At 46.6% G+C, this 18,124-nt stretch carries 15 protein-coding genes; 13 read left to right on the top strand and 2 right to left on the bottom strand.

Features of this window, described 5'->3' with window-relative positions; all coding sequences use genetic code 11:
- The 9 genes from LPA26_RS11845 to LPA26_RS11805 all read left to right on the top strand — a co-directional run bounded on the left by LPA26_RS11845 (position 1) and on the right by LPA26_RS11805 (position 11,866).
- Positions 1-822 carry an ATP-binding cassette domain-containing protein gene (locus LPA26_RS11845; protein WP_229008505.1) on the top strand — a complete coding sequence of 274 codons (822 nt, stop codon included), beginning with the start codon at positions 1-3 and terminating at the stop codon, positions 820-822.
- Between the two features lie 139 nt (positions 823-961).
- Complete coding sequence (locus LPA26_RS11840; RefSeq protein WP_229008504.1) at positions 962-3,067, top strand: TonB-dependent siderophore receptor; 2,106 nt, start codon at positions 962-964, stop codon at positions 3,065-3,067.
- A 192-nt stretch (positions 3,068-3,259) separates the two neighbouring features.
- A complete protein-coding gene (locus tag LPA26_RS11835; protein ID WP_229008503.1) occupies positions 3,260-5,470 on the top strand; it encodes a TonB-dependent siderophore receptor in 2,211 nt (736 codons plus the stop codon).
- A gap of 17 nt (positions 5,471-5,487) precedes the next feature.
- Complete coding sequence (locus LPA26_RS11830; RefSeq protein WP_229008502.1) at positions 5,488-6,792, top strand: PepSY domain-containing protein; 1,305 nt, start codon at positions 5,488-5,490, stop codon at positions 6,790-6,792.
- A gap of 186 nt (positions 6,793-6,978) precedes the next feature.
- Complete coding sequence (locus tag LPA26_RS11825) at positions 6,979-9,168, top strand: TonB-dependent siderophore receptor (protein ID WP_229008501.1); 2,190 nt, start codon at positions 6,979-6,981, stop codon at positions 9,166-9,168.
- Positions 9,169-9,176: 8 nt separating this feature from the next.
- On the top strand, positions 9,177-9,857 hold the full coding sequence (locus LPA26_RS11820; RefSeq protein WP_229008500.1) for a Fe2+-dependent dioxygenase: 681 nt from the start codon (positions 9,177-9,179) through the stop codon (positions 9,855-9,857).
- 114 nt (positions 9,858-9,971) lie between these two features.
- On the top strand, positions 9,972-11,018 hold the full coding sequence (locus LPA26_RS11815) for an alpha-hydroxy acid oxidase (protein WP_229008499.1): 1,047 nt from the start codon (positions 9,972-9,974) through the stop codon (positions 11,016-11,018).
- Positions 11,019-11,031: 13 nt separating this feature from the next.
- Positions 11,032-11,310 (top strand): PepSY domain-containing protein, encoded by a 279-nt coding sequence (locus LPA26_RS11810; protein WP_229008498.1) that lies wholly within the window; start codon positions 11,032-11,034, stop codon positions 11,308-11,310.
- A gap of 10 nt (positions 11,311-11,320) precedes the next feature.
- A complete protein-coding gene (locus LPA26_RS11805) occupies positions 11,321-11,866 on the top strand; it encodes a cytochrome b/b6 domain-containing protein (protein ID WP_229008497.1) in 546 nt (181 codons plus the stop codon).
- A 64-nt stretch (positions 11,867-11,930) separates the two neighbouring features.
- Here the strand turns inward: LPA26_RS11805 and LPA26_RS11800 are convergent, their stop codons facing one another.
- Positions 11,931-13,721, bottom strand: coding sequence for a GspE/PulE family protein (locus tag LPA26_RS11800; RefSeq protein ID WP_229008496.1), 1,791 nt, complete (start codon positions 13,719-13,721; stop codon positions 11,931-11,933).
- Between the two features lie 85 nt (positions 13,722-13,806).
- On the bottom strand, positions 13,807-14,679 hold the full coding sequence (gene nadC, locus LPA26_RS11795) for a carboxylating nicotinate-nucleotide diphosphorylase (protein ID WP_229008495.1): 873 nt from the start codon (positions 14,677-14,679) through the stop codon (positions 13,807-13,809).
- 143 nt (positions 14,680-14,822) lie between these two features.
- Here nadC and LPA26_RS11790 point away from each other — a divergent pair, with 143 nt between their 5' ends.
- The 4 genes from LPA26_RS11790 to LPA26_RS11775 all read left to right on the top strand — a co-directional run bounded on the left by LPA26_RS11790 (position 14,823) and on the right by LPA26_RS11775 (position 18,099).
- Positions 14,823-15,446, top strand: a complete 624-nt coding sequence (locus LPA26_RS11790) for a glutathione S-transferase N-terminal domain-containing protein (RefSeq protein WP_055828011.1) — start codon at positions 14,823-14,825, stop codon at positions 15,444-15,446.
- A 251-nt stretch (positions 15,447-15,697) separates the two neighbouring features.
- The gene (locus tag LPA26_RS11785; RefSeq protein WP_055869963.1) at positions 15,698-15,895 is read left to right on the top strand and encodes a hypothetical protein; all 198 of its coding nucleotides are present in this window, start codon (positions 15,698-15,700) and stop codon (positions 15,893-15,895) included.
- Positions 15,896-16,270: 375 nt separating this feature from the next.
- Positions 16,271-17,200, top strand: a complete 930-nt coding sequence (locus tag LPA26_RS11780) for a PEP-CTERM sorting domain-containing protein (RefSeq protein WP_229008494.1) — start codon at positions 16,271-16,273, stop codon at positions 17,198-17,200.
- 233 nt (positions 17,201-17,433) lie between these two features.
- Positions 17,434-18,099, top strand: a complete 666-nt coding sequence (locus LPA26_RS11775; protein WP_229008493.1) for a PEP-CTERM sorting domain-containing protein — start codon at positions 17,434-17,436, stop codon at positions 18,097-18,099.
- Positions 18,100-18,124 lie beyond the last annotated feature (25 nt).

Raw genomic sequence — 18,124 nt, 5'->3', positions numbered from 1 at the left:
ATGTCTCTTTCAGCGAATCACGAGACTTTACTTGCCCTGCAAAATGTCACTATTGATCTCGGCAAGCGTACTTTCGGCCCCTTTACATTATCGGTTCAAGCAGGTGAGCGTATTGCGGTGCTGGGCCCTAGCGGCGCAGGCAAATCGACCCTACTCAAATTGCTAGCCCGTGAATTAGCACCCGCCGGTGGTCAAGCCACATTTTGCCAACGTCACCTGAAAGAATGGTCACTGGCTGACTTAAGCCACCGCCGCGCCATTTTGCCGCAATCCCACGAAGTCGCTTTCGGGCTACCGGTTGAACTGGTCATCGGCCTGGGTCGTGTTGCCAGAGCTTATGATCCTGACATCAGGAACATAGTGCGCCAGGCAGCGGAACTGGCATGTGCCGGACATTTATTGGAACGCCGCTTCGATACTTTATCCGGTGGAGAAAAAGCGCGCGTGCAAATGGCAAGGGTGTTTGCGCAGTTATGGGATGTTGAAAAAGGCCTGTTGCTGGTTGATGAACCACTCGCAGCACTGGATCCCGGACTGCAATTCAGTTTGATGGATGCCATCTATACCTTTGCCGCACAACGCGGTCATGCCATCCTGGCGATTCTGCATGATATCAACCAGGCACTGCAGGGCTTTGAGCGGCTGATATTCATTAAGGATGGCTCTATGACTGGCGACTATACAAGCCAGCAGATGATGATTCCATTGTTAGAAGCCCTTTATGACGTCAGCCTAATCAGCGCAGTCAGTGACAGTGGTGAAGTCATCGTCGCACCTAGCAAATCGCAAAAATCATTTCGAGCCAACACAGCCTCTATTTAATTTAGTAGGCGAGTCTTTACTATTCACCGTAATATTTCTTGAATCATTGAATGATAATTGTTATCATTCTCGACTTTTTAAGATTTGTTCGACTTGGAGTCTTGCTCCAGGTGTCAGCAGACATGTTATCGGAGCCTTTATGCACTCTCATCGTATCAATGCAATCACACTCGCTTTAATATTAGCGTTCCCGTCAGCTTCGGTTTTTGCAGAGGAACCTGCTAAAAAAAATGCTGCAGAAACCTTGCCTGAAGTATCTGTTAAGGCGGAAAAAAATAATAAAAAGAAGGACAGATTCATCACTCAGGAAGAATCGGCCTCTGTGGCTAAAAGCCCTGTCAGTGTACAAGATTCACCGCAATCAATTACAGTGGTAGATGTTGAGCAGATGCGCGAGATGGGTGCACTCAATATCCAGGAGGCACTGACTTATTCCTCAGGTGTGTATGCGGGTGCATTTGGTTTTGATACGAGAGGGGATTCAGTCTCGGTACGTGGGTTAGACCCATCTATGTTTGTAGATGGATTGCGCAATTTGTATGGCTCTTACAACAATACTCGCCCTGATATTTATACATTAGAGCGCATAGAGGTGTTAAAGGGTCCTTCTTCCGTTCTGTATGGTCAATCTGATCTAGGTGGTATTGTTAATGCAGTAACCAAAAAGCCTAAAAAAGAAGCATCTAAAGAGATTAATCTGCAGTATGGCATGTATGACCGTAAACAAATCGGGCTGGATTTTACTGGCCCAATCACGGCTGATGGCGAGTGGTTATACCGCGTGGTAGCCCTTAAACGTGATAGCGGTACTCAGGTCGATCATGTTAGTGATGATGCAGTGATCTTCATGCCTTCAGTGACTTGGCAGCCTAGCGATAAAACGAGTATCACTATGCAATATTTACATCAGGAAGTTGAAAGTCAGGTTTCTGCACAATTCTTGCCTGCTCAAGGTACATTACTGCCCGGACCTCAGGGCCGCGTTTCCAGTAGCACTTTTGTAGGTGAGCCAGGTTGGGATCGCTACAATACTAAAAAAGATGAGGTGGCTTTATTTGTTGATCAGGGGTTAACCGAACACCTGAAACTGGTCGCCAATCTGAAACAATCCTGGTCTTCAAGTGTTACTCGTGAGCATTGGGCACGGATCGGCGTCCCACCAGATGCAGCAGGTAATGTGCAACGTTCGATACACACCGCAGATCGCAGTACTGAGGTTTTTGCTAGTGATATCCGCTTGCAGGGCGATTTTGTGTTGGGCCCAACAAAACATCTGGTCTCTTTGGGAATGGATTACCAAGATGCCCTATGGAAAGAAGGTAATTATACATTTGCGACTTCGGCATTCGGCATCAATTTGTACAATCCGATATATGGTCAAGTCGACTACGCAGCTTTGAGTAATGCAGATCGTGACGATAATAAAATTGTACAAACTGGCTTTTATTTATCCGAACATATGGAATGGGGTCCTTGGATTGTATCAGCGGCCTTGAGACGAGATCATGCAAAAAATTCAGTATTGAAAGCTGATGGTAGCCCGGATACTGATGTGCGTAACTCGGCAACTACTGGTCGTATCGGTCTGATGTATCGCTTTGACAATGGTATTTCACCGTATATCAACTACTCTGAAGCGTTTGTGCCAAACTTAGGGACGGATGGTTCAGCTACAAACAGCTATTTGAAGCCAACTGAAGGTGAGCAGCGCGAGGCTGGTATTAAATATTTAGCTAATAGTGGTAACACAGCGATCAACTTTGCCTGGTTCGAAATTGAGCAATTAAATCGTGTCGTTCAAGGGAATACTCCACGTGGTGTGCAGCAAATTGGCGCATTTATCCAAGGCTGGGAAATTGATGCCCGCCAACGAATCGGTGATTGGGAGCTTTTAGGTAATTACACTCGGATGAATGCAAATGACGAAGCATCCAAAACAAGGCTGCCATATGTTGCGGAGAAGCTTGGTTCAGCTTGGGTGCAGTATTACATCACGCCAAATATTCGTGCCGGGGTAGGTACACGCTATCTTGGTACTAATGTAGGTTTCGGCGGGTCACCTGAGCTACCGTCAGTGACATTATTTGATGCTATGGTCGGATACAACATACAACAATGGGATATTCGTCTAACGGTACGAAACATTGCGGATAAAGAGTTCCTATCCTGGTGTCGTAGTGCTGGTACAGATTGTGGTTTTGGCGAACGTCAGAATGCTGTTCTTTCTGCAAACTATAAGTTTTAAGAGCAATCGATCAATTTGCGGTGAATACAACAGTGATTATCGAGATAAGTGATTTTGAGTAAAAGTCATTGCCATAACAAATGATAATTATTATCATTTGACTAATTGATGCCCGAATCTAAAAGAAGGCTGCTGATTTCTCAGTAGCCTTTTTCTATTGATTCTTTTTTGATGAAAGTTTGAATGATCTTTATGAATATGCGTGGCTATAGAATGAAGTTGGCGCCGAAAAAAACCGTGATTGCTGTGATGTTGGCTTGTGCATCAGCGCAAGCATTTGCTGAAGAAAAACAGGCTGAAAAAGAAGGGACTGTGGAGCTGGAGGAAGTGAAGGTAAATGCTTCCGCAGATGCCAATGCAAAAGGATTAATGAAGCCCTATGCCGGTGGACAAGTTGCAAAAGGTGGTCGTGTGGGTGTCTTGGGAAACAAAGATGCAATGGATACTCCATTCTCTATCAATGCTTATACAAATGCACTTATTCAAAACCAACAAGCCAGAAGTGTGGGTGATGTATTACTCAACGATCCGTCTGTACGCGTAGCACGCGGTTTTGGTAACTTCCAGGAATCTTACTTTATTCGTGGATTTATTCTTAACTCTGACAGCGTTTCATATAATGGTTTGTACGGTTTATTGCCTCGCCAATATATTGCAGCAGAATTGTTTGAACGAGTAGAGGTATTACGTGGAGCCTCTACATTTTTAAATGGAATGAGTCCAGGAGGAGATGCTATCGGTGGTTCGATTTCTTTGTTACCAAAACGCGCGCCAAACGATCCATTAAATCTATTTACTGCCGGTTGGAGCTCAGGCAATCAGCAATTATATTCCGCAGATGTTGCTAGACGCTTCGGTCCAGATGACAGCGCAGGGATAAGATTAAATGTTTCAAGACGCGATGGTGGTACTGCTATCGATAAAGAACATGCTGAAGTAGATTTGGTTTCACTTGGGCTCGATTGGCGTGGTGAAAAATTGCGTTTATCTGCTGATATTGGTTATCAAGATAATAAATTAAAGCAAACGCGAACTAACGTTGTCATCGATGGACTGACATCAGTTCCAAGAGCTCCTAGAAGCGATTCTAATTGGGCGCAACCTTGGTCATATTCAAATGAACGCGATACTTTTGGCAGTTTACGTGGTGAGTATGATCTAAATGACAAAGTAACTGCTTACTTTGCTGGAGGTTTCCGCGAATCAGATGAAGCCAATTCTTTAGCCAACTTGACTGTAACCAACAGTGCAACAGGAGCTGGCAATATTTATAGGTTTGATAATGCCAGAGAAGACTCGGTCCGTACCGGCGAAGTAGGTCTAAAAGGAAGTTTCGAGACAAGCAACATTTCTCATGATGTAGCTTTAAATGCAAACATATACCATGCAGATACAAAAAATGCTTTTGTTTTCGATGGAGGCAATACCTTTGCTACGAATTTATACTCACCAATTTATTACGATCGGCCAAACTACTCGCCAGGAGCATTCATACGCGGTTCGCTAAGTAATCCAATAAAAACAAGAACAACGCTACTACGCAGTGTTGCATTAGGTGACACATTGTCTATGGTAGATAATCAATTGCTTGTTACACTTGGATTGAGACATCAACAGCTGAATATCACCGAATTTGGAAATTATGATGGTGTCGTAACAAATTCTTACGATAAAAGCAAATTAAGCCCTGTTTTAGGGATCGTTGCGAAACCGTGGCAAGGAGTCTCTCTCTATGCAAATTATATTGAAGGATTACAACCAGGTGACTCTGCCACTTTTGGCTCAAGTAATTTTGGCCAGCAACTAGCACCCTTTGAATCAAAACAAAAAGAGGCCGGCGCTAAATTCGACTTCGGTAAGTTACGGGTTACTACTGCCTACTTCACAACAGAAAAGCCACTGTCCGTTGTTAATGCTGCTAATGTATTTGTTCAGCAAGGAGACGCAAAGCATCAAGGGTTTGAGTTGATGGCTTACGGTGAAGTCATCACAGGATTGCGCGTATTAGGAGGAGTCACTTGGTTCGATACAGAGCAGAAAAACACAACCAACCCTAATTCTGAAGGTAATAAAACCATTGGTATTCCAGATAAGCAAGCTAACTTTGGCGTCGAGTGGGATGTACCTCTTTTAACTGGTTTAACGATCGACAGTCGTGTGATAGCTACTGATAGTGTATACGCTGATGCAGCAAATGCATTGCGAGTGCCTGGCTGGACTCGTCTTGATATTGGCGCACGCTATGCCACCGATATTAAAGGTCATTTGGTGACTGTACGTGGTCGTATAGATAATGTAACGGATAGAGATTACTGGGCATCTAGCGGTGGTTTCCCCGGGAATGGCTATCTTGTCTTAGGCGCTCCCCGTACTATCACAGTTAGCGCCCAGCTTGATTTTTAAGTAAAAGGTAATTTGATTTGCGTTCTTCTTTGCTGTTGATTCACCGCTGGCTTGGCCTAGCCAGCGCCTTGTTTCTGCTGATCACCGGCCTCACTGGCGCGGTGATCTCCTGGGATCACGAGCTGGATGAATTACTGAATCCGGCATGGATGCATAGCGACTCGGTAGGGGCGCATCAGTCTTCTCTGGTTCTTGCAAAGCAGGTGGCAGAACGCTACCCGCAAGTACAAGTAAGTTCTATCCCGCTGACGGTGGAGTCTGGGCATACACTATCTTTAGGTGTCAGGCCGTTGCCAAACCCGCCTTATGGGCTGGAACCTGTCAAATTTAATCAGGTGTTTGTTGACCCGGTCACCGGTCAGGAATTAGGTAAACGTGAGTGGGGTGCTGTGTGGCCGGTAGACCGTACCAATGTGATTTCCTTCCTATATAAACTGCATTACAGTTTGCACCTGCCTGAAATGTGGGGAATAGACCGCTGGGGGATCTGGCTGATGGGTGGAGTGGCGATCATTTGGCTGATAGATAGTTTTGTGGGCTTTTACCTGACATTGCCTAAATCCGGCAGAAAACCGCAAACGCGCCTGCATAAGGCGCAAGCGACGCATTCTGCAAATCAGGCTTCGTTCTGGCAGCGCTGGTGGCCGGCATGGAAAATGCGCTGGAACAGCAGTACCCATAAACGCTATTTCGATATGCATCGCGCATTTGGCTTATGGACCTGGGTTCTATTAATTATTCTGGCATTCTCTGCACTTGCATTAAATCTGCGCCGCGAAGTATTTATGCCGGTGATGAAGTCTGCATTCACATTAACGCCTACCCCTTCAGACTTGCGTCCGCGTTTACCGCCCGCGCAGCAACAACCGCCCCAAGTCGATTACGAAAAGGTATTGGCATTGGCTATCAATGACGCCAAAGTGCAAGGCTGGCAAGAGCCTGCCGGACGCATCTCATACAGTGCTGCTTATCAGTTATTTAACGTCGATTTTTATCGTCCGGATGCCGATCATGGCGTGGCCGGAGCTGGTCATAAGCGATTGTATTATGATGGGCTAGATGCACATTACGTCGGTAAACGTATTCCTTGGGAGGGTACTGCTGGAGACGTCATTGTGCAGGCGCAATTTCCCTTACACTCAGGTCGCATTTTAGGTATTCCTGGCCGTATCTTGATCTCTGTGATGGGCCTGGTGGTAGCGATACTTTCGGTGACCGGTGTGTATCTGTGGCTGAAAAAGCGCAAGGCACGCAAAGTATCCTCACTCATCTTACAAGAGCAGGTGTTCGCATCTGAGCGTATACGTTCCATGTCACGTTAATGCCTATTCAAGCAATCAGAACCATAGCCAAACTTAAAATATATTGAATGCAATAAATTAATGTGCTAAGTTTGATTGTTTTTAACAATGAGAATTGTTATCATTCACGCCCTCTGTATCAACAGATATGCCGATGGGATTAATCTTCCATTAGCCACTCAATCCAAATATTAATCGGGAAGAAATATGCCAACCGGCTTTAATCAAAAAGCAATGACGGTCGCGCTGATGCTGGCTTTGCCTGCAATTGCAATCGCAGAAGAAAAAATTACAGAAAATGCACAAACATTGAGTGAAGTGCAAATTAAATCTGATAAAGATAAAACAACTTACAACACTGAGAGTAAAGGCTATCAAGCCAAGAAAACACGTGTAGGTAAAACCTATCAAGATCCTCAAGATGTACCGCAAGCAGTTACTACCTTGACCAAAGAACTATTACATGACCAGCAGGTTGGTTCTTTGCGCGAGGCCTTGCGTAACGTAGTTGGCTTGTCTTTTAATGCCGCTGAAGGTGGCCGCGCTGGTGACAACTTTAACTTGCGTGGTTTTTACACATTTGGCGATATTTACCTTGATAATATGCGGGATACCGCGCAATACAACCGCGAAACATTTAATCTTGAACAAGTAGATGTGCTGCGTGGTTCGGCCGCAATGCTGTTTGGTCGTGGCCAGGCTGGTGGTGTCATCAACCAGGTATCTAAGATGGCTGAGTTGCGTGATAAAAACACGATTACAGGTAGTGGAGGTGAATACGATTATCACCAATTTACCGGTGACTTCAATAAACAATTAACTGAAACTGCAGCGATTCGCGTTAATGTGATGGATAGACACGATGAGACTTATCGTAAGAATCCCACCACTGGAGACAGGCCTGAGTTTGACCGCAAAGGTATTGCTGTTAGTTTTGGTGCAGGTATCGGTACTGAAAACGAGTTCTTCCTGAATCATATTTATACCCAAACACGGGACGTGCCTGATTTTGGTATTCGTTTTATAGCAACACATCCTCAAAATGATACGCCTAATGGCGCTAGTGACCGTACATTCTGGGGAGCTAGCAACAACTTTGATGACAGCGATACCCGTGTGACTACAGGTATTTTTACGCACAAGTTTACCGAAGATACACAGTTAAGAACACAGTTACGCAGTGGTACTTATAATCGCGCCTATTGGGCAAAACTACCGCCAAACAATACCGCAACTCCTGCATTGCCAACCGCTAATAGCAGTATTGGGCAGAATCAGGCTCGATACTTGAACTATAACACTGTTAATTTACAGTCGGACTTTAGTACCAAGTTTGATCTTGCCGGCATGAAACATGCCGTGGTCACAGGCATCGAGTGGTTAAAAGAAGATTCTGTACGTCGCCAATTGGTAGATTTAGATCCAACAGCGGGTGCTTTGTATGAGCGGCATGCCAAAGGCAACTTGCAAAACGCATTTAATGCCGATAACTATGCAGTGTATGCGCAGGACAGTGTTGAGTTCATGCCAAACTGGACAGTACTGGCGGGTATTCGTCGCGATGAATTGCATGCCAGATATACAAGCGTGACTTCTCCAAAATTGAGCTATGGCGAGTACAGCTACCGTAGTGGCTTGTCGTGGCAGCCGACCCCAGACAGGCACTATTACGCCACATGGAGTGACTCTTTCAGCCCGACTGCTGACTTGTATCAGTTGACCGCAGTGCCTCAGGATCCTGAGCGTAGTAAAACTGTGGAGATTGGTTCAAAGTGGTTATTTAATGATGGTGATTTGGCTGTTAGAACTGCGTTGTTTACTACAACAAAGAACTGGGAGCGTAACTCAGACCTAGAGGCTACTTCTGCAATTCTGACCAGAAGGCGTCGTACCAATGGCATTGAGTTTGAAGTTACCGGTAAAATCACTGATCGCTGGGATGTATTTGCCGGTGTTGCATTCTTGGATGCACGTGTCATTAAAGCAGCTCAAAACGTGGCAGCAGGTAATGTTTACTCTTATGCTGATCCACGTGTCGAAGGTCAACGTGCACGAAATACACCCATTGCTACCCTGAACGTCTGGACTACTTATGCATTAACGGATGCATGGAAAATTGGTGGCGGTGTAGAAGCTAAAGGTGAGCGCTATGCATATAATCCAAGTTCAGCCAACCTTGGTGGTTCATTTGTAGGCGGTCACTTTAATCCTAACTCCGCACCAGGCTATGCGCGTGTAGATTTAATGGCTGCCTATGAACAACCTAAATGGGCTGTACGGCTGAACGTTAAAAACCTACTCAATAAAGAGTATTATGATGCAGTGTACGATAATGGTGGTTTAGTGACCCCTGGTAACCGTCGCCAGGCGATTGTGACGACTGAATATAAATTCTAGGAGTTGATTTGCTGCTAAGTTTGCCGGATGTTTTGCTGGATAGTGAGGTGGCATCCATACAGGCTTTGTTAAAAAAGGCACAATGGGTGGATGGACGCACAACCGCCGGTATCCAGGCAGCAACCGTTAAAAATAACCAGCAACTGGCGGAACAAGACCAGTTGCTGGCTCAAATTCGCAGGATCGTGTTGCAAGCATTGCATCGCGATCCTTTATTTTTTTCTGCAGTGTTACCAGATAAAATTTTGCCGCCATTTGTAAATCGTTATTCGGGTGAAACCAATCACTATGGCTTACATGTGGATAATGCCATGCGCAGCATGCCAGATGGCAGTGCGCGCGTACGGGCAGATGTGTCAGCAACCTTGTTCTTGAATGATCCTGATGAATATGATGGAGGCGAGTTAGTAGTGCAGGATGTATTTGGCGAGCAGCGCGTCAAGCTCAAAGCTGGCTCCATTGTGATTTACCCCTCCAGCTCTGTACATTCCGTCACACCCGTCACACGGGGAGAACGTCTTGCCAGTTTTATGTTTATACAGAGTATGGTTCGGGATGTCTCACATAGACGCATGCTGTTTGATATGGATATGGCTTTGGTAAAATTACGCCAACAATATGGCGAAACTTCAGAAGTTGTGCAATTAACAGGTATTTACCATAATTTGTTAAGGCAGTGGGCATTATAAAAGCTGATGGCTTGAGCGCCATAGGTGACGAACCCATCATAAATATAACCACTGAATACAAAGCCTGCTGATAAAATTCACATGATCTATTAAAGCAATTCCTATCGGCCCTGTATGCAATCACTGCCACTTTTATCCCATTATGCACAACAAGCGCAGGCCAAACTGCCGGCGGCAATCTGGCATTATCTGCAATCTGATGCTGGCAATGGATATCAGCTGAATACGAACGAAGTTGCTTGGCAGGCACGCAAGCTAGTACCACGGCCTTTGCGCGCACTGCAAAACGCCAATACGGTCTGCGAGATGTTTGGTGAGCGTTGGGCACACCCGCTATTGCTGGCACCCGTGGCCTATCAAAAGCTATTTCATTCGGATGGGGAAATAGGCGCCGCAATCGCCTGTAATGCCCAGCAAGGGCAAATGATGGTAAGCAGTCTTGCCAGCCAGCCCGTTGAAGTGATAATCCAACAAGCACAACAACCACTCTGGTTCCAGCTTTACTGGCAAGGGGATCGCGACCGTACCTTGCTGCTATTGCAAAAAGTAATCGCCAGTGGCGCAAGCGCAATAGTCTTCACGGTAGATGCCCCGGTAAAACAGTCATTGATGGATCTGCCTGAAGGGATTTCGGCAGTCAACCTCGTGCAAGCATTAGCTCCAAGGCCAATCGCTGCCGGACAAAGCAATGTATTTGATGGCTGGATGTCCCAGGCACCTACCTGGGAAGATGTGGAGTGGTTACGAAAACAGCTGACGGTGCCTCTATTAGTAAAAGGATTGATGCATGTAGACGACGCAAGACGCGCTGTTGATTTGGGCTGTGACGGCATTGTTGTGTCTAATCACGGAGGGCGTGTGCTCGACAACACGCCTACTGTCGCGGCAATGTTGCCAGAGGTTGTGAGCGAAGTTGGCGGGCAATGCAAAATTCTGGTGGATAGTGGTATCCGCAGTGGTCAGGATGTATTCAAAGCGCTGGCGATGGGCGCAGATGCAGTATGTATTGGCCGACCTTATGTGTGGGGACTTGCGACTGAAGGCGCAATGGGTGTTGCAAAAGTGATTCGCTGGATCAGAGATGAATTGGAAATGACGATGGCGCTGACTGGTGTATCCAATTTAAGCGACATTCGTCAGGTTGATTTGTATCAGTCATAATTAGGAAAAAACGATGAAAAAATTTAGCTTTTATGTGGCGATGGTGGCCTGTTTATTCACTGCCACTTCTGCATTTGCAGCCGCTGATTGTAAAGTCTACTCAAAAGAAGAGTGGGCTTCTGAAGATAGCTTGAAAGAAGCGCTGGAGGCAGAGGGGTATACCATCAAGAAATTCAAGGTTGATGGCAATTGTTACGAAATTTACGGGCGCAATAAAGAGGGTAAGAAAGTTGAAATCTACTTCGATATGAAAACGCTTGCGATCGTCAAAGCAATCGGCTTGAAAGACTAACCGGTCATCTATGGACTCAAGTATTATATGGCCGTGGTGGGTAAGACTTAGTCATTGGCTGGTGGCCAGCGGTGTTATTGCCTTATGGCTTATGAGTTACCTCTGGTACGAAACGGACTTCATACATCGTTCACTTGGCTATTCGATTGTGGTTGCTATTTTCGGGCGGATATTGCTAGGCAACATCACTCAATTTGAACCGGCAAGGTTTTATTGGCCAGGCATTGATGCTATCCGCTTGCATCTCACAGAGATACGGCGGAGGCAGATGCAATCACATAAAGGCCATAATCCGCTTGGGCAATGGGCAGTCTATCTAATGTGGTTTTTGATTGCAGCGCTTGCAATCACCGGATGGCTAAGTCGTACGGATGCATTATGGGGGGAGGATTGGCCCGTGCAAGTACACACTGTCTTAAGTTACAGCCTGTTGGCGCTGGTTTCTTTGCATGTACTGGCTGTTTTCTGCATTTCAAAATTATCAGGTCAACATTTATTGTCACAAATGATACATGGCCGTTATGCTCATTTAAATCAAACAAAAGCAGAAAATTAAGAATTCTATTGAAGCTTTGCGTTTCCAGTAACCTTGTTGAAAATTGCGTAAAGGCAATTAGCACCTAATCCATTTCAATCGGCGGTGCGACTTTTAAAACCTCAGCTACCGTGGTCATGCCAGCGGCAACCTTTTCGGCGCCGTTCAACATTAATGGCTGCAACCCGGCCTGTGTCGCTGCTTGGCGCAGTTGTAATAAATCAGTCTCTGGTGTAATCAGTTTGCGGATGGCTGGCGTGAGCGTGAGCATTTCATAAATGCCGGTGCGCCCGCGATAGCCAGTATGACGACATTCCTGGCAACCAACCGCTTTCATGACTTTGTTTGGCTTGGCTGCTTTAAACGGGCGCGTGATGCTTGCCCATTCGGCACTGGAAATCTCGCCTTCGGTTTTGCAATGCGGACACAATGTGCGTACCAAGCGTTGCGCCATGATGCCGAGCACGCTGGAGTGGATCAGGTAGGCAGGCACGCCCAGGTCCAGCAAGCGCGTGATGGCAGAAGGCGCGTCGTTAGTGTGTAAGGTTGAAAGTACCAGGTGCCCGGTCAGTGCCGCCTGAATCGCCATATCTGCGGTTTGCTGGTCGCGGATTTCGCCGACCATAATAATGTCAGGGTCCTGGCGCATCAGCGTGCGTATGCCTTCGGCAAACCCCAGCCCTATATTCTGAGTCACCTGCATCTGATTGAATGCGGGTTCTATCATCTCTATCGGGTCTTCCACCGTACACACATTCACTTCATCGGTGGCTAGTTGTTTGAGTGTGGTGTACAGCGTGGTGGTTTTGCCGGAGCCGGTCGGACCTGTGACCAAAATAATCCCATTGGGATGGCTTGTCCATTGCGCCCATTGTTCGCCCTGACGTTTGGAAAATCCCAACATCTGGAAATCCTGTACCAGCACATCCGGTTTGAAAATCCGCATCACCAGCTTTTCACCAAAAGCGGTAGGCATGGTCGATAAACGTAATTCGATTTCCTTGCCATCAGTGTCCACGGTTTTAACGCGCCCATCCTGGGGGCGGCGTTTTTCTACCATGTCCATACGTCCCAGCAGTTTAATGCGGCTGGTAATCGCGTTCATGATGTTGCTGGGCAACTGGTAAACCTGGTGCAATACGCCGTCGATACGTAAACGCATCAAGCCTAGATTTCGGCGCGGTTCAAGATGGATATCACTGGCGCGCTGTTCAAACGCATATTTAAATAACCAGTCAACGATATTCACTACATGCTGTTCATTGGCATCCAGCTGGCGGTCTTTGCCTAGCTCGATCAGTTGCTCAAAATTCTGTACGCCGACAATTTGGCCAGCTTTGGCGACGTTGGCCGACTGGATGGCGGAAGACAGCTTGTATAGTTCGGGCAAGTATCTCTGCAAATCCAGTGGGTTGACCATGACCACTTCAATCCGCAAATTATGTATGCGCTCAAGGTCAAACACCCAATTCTGGTGGAAAGGATCGGCAGTCGCAATTTTAGCCACTCCGTCCTTGACCGAAATCGGCATAATGCGTAAACGCTCGGCGTAAGCCTGAGACACGATTTGGGTAGCCGAACTAAAGTCGAGTTTCAGGGGATCTATCTGATAGAAAGGTACTTTAGCCTTATAAGCGACATAGCGGCTAAGGTTATCGACAGTGAGTATTTGTGCGGGCTCACGCTGGTCTTGCCACTTTTGCTCTGCGACAACAACAATCGGGTGGGTCTTTGAGCTATCGCGCTTGCGGTCTTGATGCAGTTTTTCTGCCATCACCTTCTCGATGCGTCCATCTGAGACCAGCATGCGCAGCAAATCACCCAGACGCAGGCTTTCTAGGGATTTAGGTAATGAAAATGGGGCTGGAGTATTCATGACACTTCTAGGCTTAAGTATTATCCTATGGTGCAAAAAGCATGCCACTGAAATATGGCAAGATTGGTCACTTTCCTGAGCTGACTCAGAGCTGCATCTGAATACGCATACTCAAATCAATCGCCTGAATATGCTTGGTCAGCCCGCCAATTGAAATCCGGTCAACACCAGTTTCTGCAATCGCGCGCACTGTAGTCAGATCCACATTGCCAGACGCTTCCAGCAAGGCACGTTTCTGGGTCGTTGTGACCGCTTTACGCAAATCATTCAGCGTAAAATTATCCAGAAGAATACTTTTCGCTCCGGCATCCAGTGCTTGTTGCAGTTCATCCAGTGTCTCGACCTCAATCTGGATATTCTCGGTCTCGCAGATATCAAATGCGGCTTTCAGCACAGACGCGATGGAGCCTGCGGCAGTAATATGATTTTCTTTGATTAATATGCCATCGTAGAGCGCGAGTCGCTGGTTGGCGCCGCCGCCTGTGAGTACTGCATATTTTTGCGCCAGCCGCAGACCGGGCAAGGTCTTGCGCGTATCCAATACCTTGGCAGGCAAATCCGCAATCAGTTCGGCATATTGCCGGGTGTGGGTAGCAACCGCAGATAATGTTTGCAGGAAGTTTAAAGCCGGGCGCTCGGCACTCAGCATGGCACGGGCATCGCCCTCTATTGCTACCAGCGTCTGGTTGGGTTGCACGAGGTCGCCATCCTTAACGTGCCAATCGAAGCTGACTGCCGGGTCCAACTGCGTAAAACATTGCTCTACCCAGGCGCATCCACAAATTACAGCCTGTTCACGACTGATGATGGTCGCTGAAGCACGTGTGCCTGAAGGAATGAGGTCTGCAGTAAGATCACCTTTGCCTATGTCTTCCTGCAAAATCGCTTTAACCTGCTCAGCAATTAACACTGCATTCAGGTAAGGTGGCAAGGTTTGGTAGATCGAAGATTGTGTCATGAGAGTATCTGCATGATTGAAAATTATGCATGGGACAATTTTAAGCCCATGCCAAAAGCTATTATAATAAATAGCGACCCGGGACATCAGTTTTTGTGACCGGCTTTTTTTCTTAAACAGCACCTTTCATTGGCAAACACACTATGCAGCTTTTATATACGGTTAACAGTCCTTATGCACGCAAGGTTCGCATCGTTGCCATCGAAAAACACATTGATCTCACATTAACTAGTGTCGTGCTGGCTGAGCCTGACTGTCCTGTCAGTCAATTCAACCCGCTGGGCAAAGTGCCGGTGCTGGTGCTGGATGATGGTGAAAGCCTTTATGACTCGCGTGTCATCGTCGAATACCTGGATCACCGTACGCCAGTGGCTCATTTGATTCCACAGGATCATCTGGCCAAAATCAAAGTGCGTCGCTGGGAGGCCCTGGCTGATGGTGTCTGTGATGCAGCGGTTGCGGTGATGCAGGAACAGCGTAAACCTGAAGCGCAGCAAACAAGCGCCTGGATAGAGAAGCAAATGGCTAAAGTAGTCGCCGGCCTGACGGCATTAGATAACGATCTCCTTAAGAAAAAGTGGTGTGTCAATGAAACATTCAGCCTGGCCGATATTGCCTTAGGTACCACGCTGGGTTACATCGATTTGCGTTTCAAGAGTACCCAATTAGAGGGTAAGTACTGGCAGGAGAAATTTCCTAACCTTGCCAAGCATTATGGCGTGCTAGTTAAGCGCCCAAGCTTCAAACAGACCATGCCGCAACCTTAGAAAAACAGCTTCCAGACAATAACAGTCTTGAAGCTGTTATCTTTTCTATTGCAGTCAAGACTGCAATCACATTTAGCTAACTTGAATTGTCATTTCAATTTAGCTGTCATTAAGCCGCTAGCCACCGTTCACGTTAAATGTTGTAAAAAGTTCCATTGATCACTATAAGTCTTAAATTTCCCGTTGATAATACAAATGATAATTGTTATCATTTGAGAATACAGTATTAAGTAACGGTTAAAAACTTCGTGATGGATGCCAGCGTGCCACTAAAAAAAAGATTGCTTGAATTAGTCGATGAGCTAATTGCGCATGATGGTTTTGGCAGCATCAAGGTAGATATTCGTCTTTTAAAGCGCGGTCAGAAGGAAGTGATTATTGATTGCGGAAAGCAATATCGATTTGTGGTGGATTTTCAGCCTGCTGCAGAACTAGCTGACAGCAAGTAGCTCGCTAGTTAGTTGAATTAAATCGGGGGGATATTTCCCCAAAAGTTCCGACGGCATGGGGCCGTGGAAATGTTGAGTTGAGTAGTTCGCCCGCAAGCGCCTTCATGAGGAAGGGTCAACGGCATTATCCATGGCACCTTGTTTCTACTTGGGTTTCTACCTAGGTTTCTACGTGGTATTACATGCTTATGTTCATAAGCATTATCTCGCCTCTGATTACATACTCAACAAGACATTAAAAGATTCGTTTATCTGCAGGACTTATGTCTTGTAGAGCAGCATATGCTGCAAACGAGCATGCCAGCTACCTCTAACTAGGAGAAGAGGGGTAGCCGGTTTAATGGGCTTGTGCCCGTATGACTATGGAGAAGAAAAATGATGAATCAACTAAGTTTCAAACCCCTCTCAATCGTTGCATTGACTGCGTTCAGTCTGAATATAGGCTCGGTTTTCGCTGCAACCCCTACTGGTATTCAGGATGCTATTCCAGTAGCTAAATCGCTGAATGGTATTAAAAAGGATGACGGCTGGTATAACCTGAGCTCTGCTTCCAAAACCAAAACAGTGGACGGCCAGTCTGTCACCATCGCTGGTATTCCTGGTGGTGGTTTCCCAGGCATGGCACCACTGCCGAATGTGGTGTCACAGGTTAAATCTGACGCTGACAATTCAGCGACTTTCAGAAAAGTGAGTAATGGCGCAACAGGTGGGGCCTTTCCTTCGAGTGACAGCCTGTATGCAGGCTCTTTCAGCGGTGCTTTCAATGTTAACGGTGGCAAGCTGGGTGTGTTTGAAACTGCGCCAGTGGACAATCTGGCCAATGTGGTGTTCCAGGTCGAAATTGGCGGTGCCAATGGTTACGATTTCTACCAGCCCTCTGTGGGCAATACAACCACAATTGGTGACGCTTCAACGCATGCGGCAGGTGCTTTAGCCGTGACTAACTACTTCCCTACGCTGAACCTGACTTTCAGCAATAACACAACCACGCAGTTGACTGCCAACTGGGCTGAACTGAGCACCAAAGGCGAGAACGGTACAACAAGTGCTGGCGGTACAGAAGAGCCCATTTACATCAATCTGTATGCATTCCAATGGGATCTGACTGGCTACAGCAACATTTCATCATTCAATGTGACTTTCGATGTCGTCGCACACAGCCAAACTTATGCAGCCCGCCTCACGCAGAGCGACACTTTCAATAAGGTGGTCGCTGTGCCGGTTCCTGAGCCAGAGTCATATGCCATGATCCTTGCCGGATTAGGCTTGATCGGTTTGGTAGCACGCCGTCGCCGTCAGGTTTAAACACTTAAGCCTATGCGTAGTGATAAAGGCCCTGTCAATACTTGCAGGTCTTTTGTCGCTCCAGGCAACCTCGGAAACCCGCCGGGCGCTCCGCTAAGTGTTAAAGATGTTTGTCCATGTTTTTTACATGGAAACTAAATACTCAACGGAGTGAGTCCGTGAGGCTTATGAGGTAAATGGTGCATCACCTTCAAGAGGAAGGGGCTTATGCGCTGTAAGAGGAGATTTATAAAATGAAATTATCAGCTTTGGTTTTGGCATTTGGTTTTGCCTTTAGTGGATCAGCATTTGCAACAGCAGGTGTTTGGGATACGGCAGCACCTTGGAGCACAACAACGCAATATGCCGAATGGAACACATTTGAAAGCACAGCACTTAGTACAGGTGATACCACCCCTGAAATAGCTTTATCAGCAGGAACGACAGCATCTCTAAAAGAAACAACTGGCGGCGCATTCTTAGTGGGCGGCAATGTATATAGTTTCGCTGTAGCTACACAATTTACTGCAACTTTAAGCGGCACAGCAGGTGGATTGTATGATGTTTATTTGCGTATAGGTACGGTAGGTAATACAGCATCTCAAGCATCTGCGTTCTTGAATGGCCAGGCAGCAAGTCAAGTGGTAGTGCAAAAGACTGAGTCGCAAGGTGACTTTGGCGGATTTGGTACATCTTATGAGCAAGAGTTGTACTGGAAATGGACTGGTGTAACAGGCTCAAACCTGTATACCTTTAATTTCGGAGCCTCTTCATCAAGCATGAGTTTGGATCAACTTGCTTTAGCCACTGTTTCTGTCCCAACAGTGACGCCAGTGCCTGAGCCAGAAACCTACGGCATGATGGCGCTCGGTCTTGGCCTGGTAGGTGTGATTGCAAGACGTCGCACTAGCAATACCTGATTTCGATTTGTGCAACTACACAAAG

The sequence above is a fragment of the Methylophilus sp. Leaf408 genome (assembly GCF_916856905.1).
In the GTDB taxonomy this organism is placed as follows: Bacteria; Pseudomonadota; Gammaproteobacteria; order Burkholderiales; family Methylophilaceae; genus Methylophilus.
The sequence above is the reverse complement of the archived record's forward strand: the minus strand, read 5'-3'. Positions and strand labels throughout refer to the sequence as shown.